At 70.3% G+C, this 2,222-nt stretch carries 3 protein-coding genes; 1 reads left to right on the top strand and 2 read right to left on the bottom strand.

Features of this window, described 5'->3' with window-relative positions; translation table 11 throughout:
* Both HW445_RS27805 and HW445_RS27800 read right to left on the bottom strand, forming a co-directional pair.
* On the bottom strand, positions 1 to 82 hold an 82-nt coding region (locus HW445_RS27805; RefSeq protein ID WP_161252824.1), incomplete at its 3' end, for an acyl-CoA carboxylase subunit epsilon.
* 14 nt (positions 83 to 96) lie between these two features.
* Positions 97 to 1,701, bottom strand: a complete 1,605-nt coding sequence (locus tag HW445_RS27800; RefSeq protein ID WP_180223624.1) for an acyl-CoA carboxylase subunit beta — start codon at positions 1,699 to 1,701, stop codon at positions 97 to 99.
* A 148-nt stretch (positions 1,702 to 1,849) separates the two neighbouring features.
* On the opposite strand from HW445_RS27800, the gene HW445_RS27795 reads away from it, so the two are divergent.
* Positions 1,850 to 2,222, top strand: a 373-nt coding sequence (locus HW445_RS27795; protein WP_374939707.1) for a biotin--[acetyl-CoA-carboxylase] ligase, incomplete at its 3' end; no start/stop codon positions are given.

The following is a 2,222-nucleotide window of genomic DNA, read 5'->3' as shown; positions in this document are numbered from 1 at the left end:
CCGCGGCGCGGGCTCGGACCACCGCCAGTGCGGCGGCCAGCTCCTCGGGGGTGGGATTGCCGCGCACGACCTTGATCGTCATTGCCACGATCCTTCCTAGAGCGGGATGTTGCCGTGCTTCTTCGGCGGAAGTGATTCCCGCTTGGTGCGCAGATGACGCAGTCCCCGGACGATCTGCGACCGGGTCTGGGACGGCGCGACCACCGCGTCCACGTAGCCGTTCTCCGCGGCGATGTACGGGTTGAGCAGCGTGTCCTCGTACTCCTGGATCAGCCGCGCCCGCACCGCCTCCAGATCCTCACCGTTGGCCTCCGCCTCGGCGAGGGTCCTGCGGTGCAGGATGTTCACCGCGCCCTGCGCGCCCATCACCGCGATCTGCGCCGTCGGCCACGCCAGGTTGAGGTCGGCGCCCAGGTGCTTGGAACCCATCACGTCGTACGCGCCGCCGAACGCCTTCCGGGTGATCACGGTGATCAGCGGGACGGTCGCCTCCGCGTAGGCGTAGATCAGCTTGGCGCCGCGGCGGATGATGCCGTCGTGCTCCTGCCCGACGCCCGGCAGGAAGCCGGGGACGTCGACGAAGGTCAGCACCGGCACGTTGAAGGCGTCACACGTCCGGACGAACCGCGCCGCCTTCTCGCTCGCCTTGATGTCCAGGCAGCCCGCGAACTGCATCGGCTGGTTCGCGACCACGCCCACCGGCCGGCCCTCGACCCGGCCGAAGCCGGTGATGATGTTGGGGGCGAACAGCGGCTGCGTCTCGAAGAACTCCCCGTCGTCCAGGACGTGTTCGAGCACGGTGTGCATGTCGTAGGGCTGGTTGGCGCTGTCCGGGACCAGCCGGTCCAGCTCCAGGTCCTCCTCGGTGACCGTGAGGTCCGCCTCCTCCGGGAAGGCGGGCGGATCACTCAGGTTGTTGGAGGGCAGGTACGACAGCAGCTGCTTGACGTACTCGACCGCGTCCTTCTCGTCGCCGGCCATGTGATGGGCCACACCCGAGAGGGAGTTGTGGGTGTGCGCGCCGCCCAGCTCCTCGAACCCGACGTCCTCGCCGGTGACCGTCTTGATGACGTCCGGGCCGGTGATGAACATGTGCGAGGTCTGGTCGACCATCACGGTGAAGTCGGTGATCGCGGGCGAGTACACCGCGCCGCCCGCGCAGGGGCCGACGACCAGGCTGATCTGCGGGATCACCCCGGACGCGTGGGTGTTGCGGCGGAAGATCTCGCCGTAGGCGCCCAGCGAGGCCACGCCCTCCTGGATGCGGGCGCCGCCGGAGTCGTTGATGCCGATGACCGGGCAGCCGGTCTTCAGCGCGAAGTCCATCACCTTGGCGATCTTCTGCCCGTAGACCTCGCCCAGGGCGCCGCCGAAGACGGTGAAGTCCTGCGAGAACACCGCCACCGGACGGCCGTCGACCGTGCCGTAGCCGGTCACGACGCCGTCGCCGTAGGGACGGTTGCGCTCCAGGCCGAAGTTGGTGGAACGGTGCCGGGCGAACTCGTCCAGCTCCACGAACGAGCCCTCGTCCAGGAGGAGTTCGATCCGCTCACGGGCGGTCAGCTTGCCCTTGGCGTGCTGCTTCTCCACCGCGGGGCCCGAACCGGCGTGCGTCGCCTGGTGGATGCGGTTCTGGAGATCCGCCAGCTTGCCCGCGGTGGTGTGAATGTCGCCTTGCTGCAGCTCTTCCGGCTCGGCCATCGGGGGTGCGGCTCCCTGCTGGTGGTGGTGTGTACGTCGTAGTCGGCGTGGGGCGGCTTGGACTGCGGGAGGATGGTTACTCAGCCGTAGCGTAATGGCGGACCGCCTGTCCGGCAGTGCGGCGTATCCCACACCTACGCTGGGTTGCATGACGCCGCGTGATCGCTCCGAACCCCCCTCCTCCCCCGGCTCCGGGCCCGGCCGCTGGTCGGACCTGGACCGCCCCCCGCTGAACGCCGCCGCGCTGCGGCGGGCGCTGGTGCGGGAGGAGTCGCTGTGGACCGCCCTCGACGTCGTCCCGGCCACCGGTTCGACCAACTCCGACCTGGTGGAGGCGGCGCGGGCGGGCCGCGCCGAGGAGGGCACGGTGCTGGTCGCCGAGGAGCAGTCCGCGGCGCGGGGGCGGCTGGACCGCACGTGGTCGGCGCCCCCCCGGTCGGGGCTCTTCTTCTCCGTCCTGCTGGCGCCGAACGACGTGCCGGTGCCGCGGTGGGGGTGGCTGCCGCTGCTCACCGGGGTGG

This window comes from Streptomyces sp. UH6 (assembly GCF_013421635.1).
Lineage (GTDB): Bacteria > Actinomycetota > Actinomycetes > Streptomycetales > Streptomycetaceae > Streptomyces > Streptomyces abyssomicinicus.
Note: the sequence above shows the minus strand (reverse complement) of the source record. Positions and strands in the feature narration are given on the sequence as shown.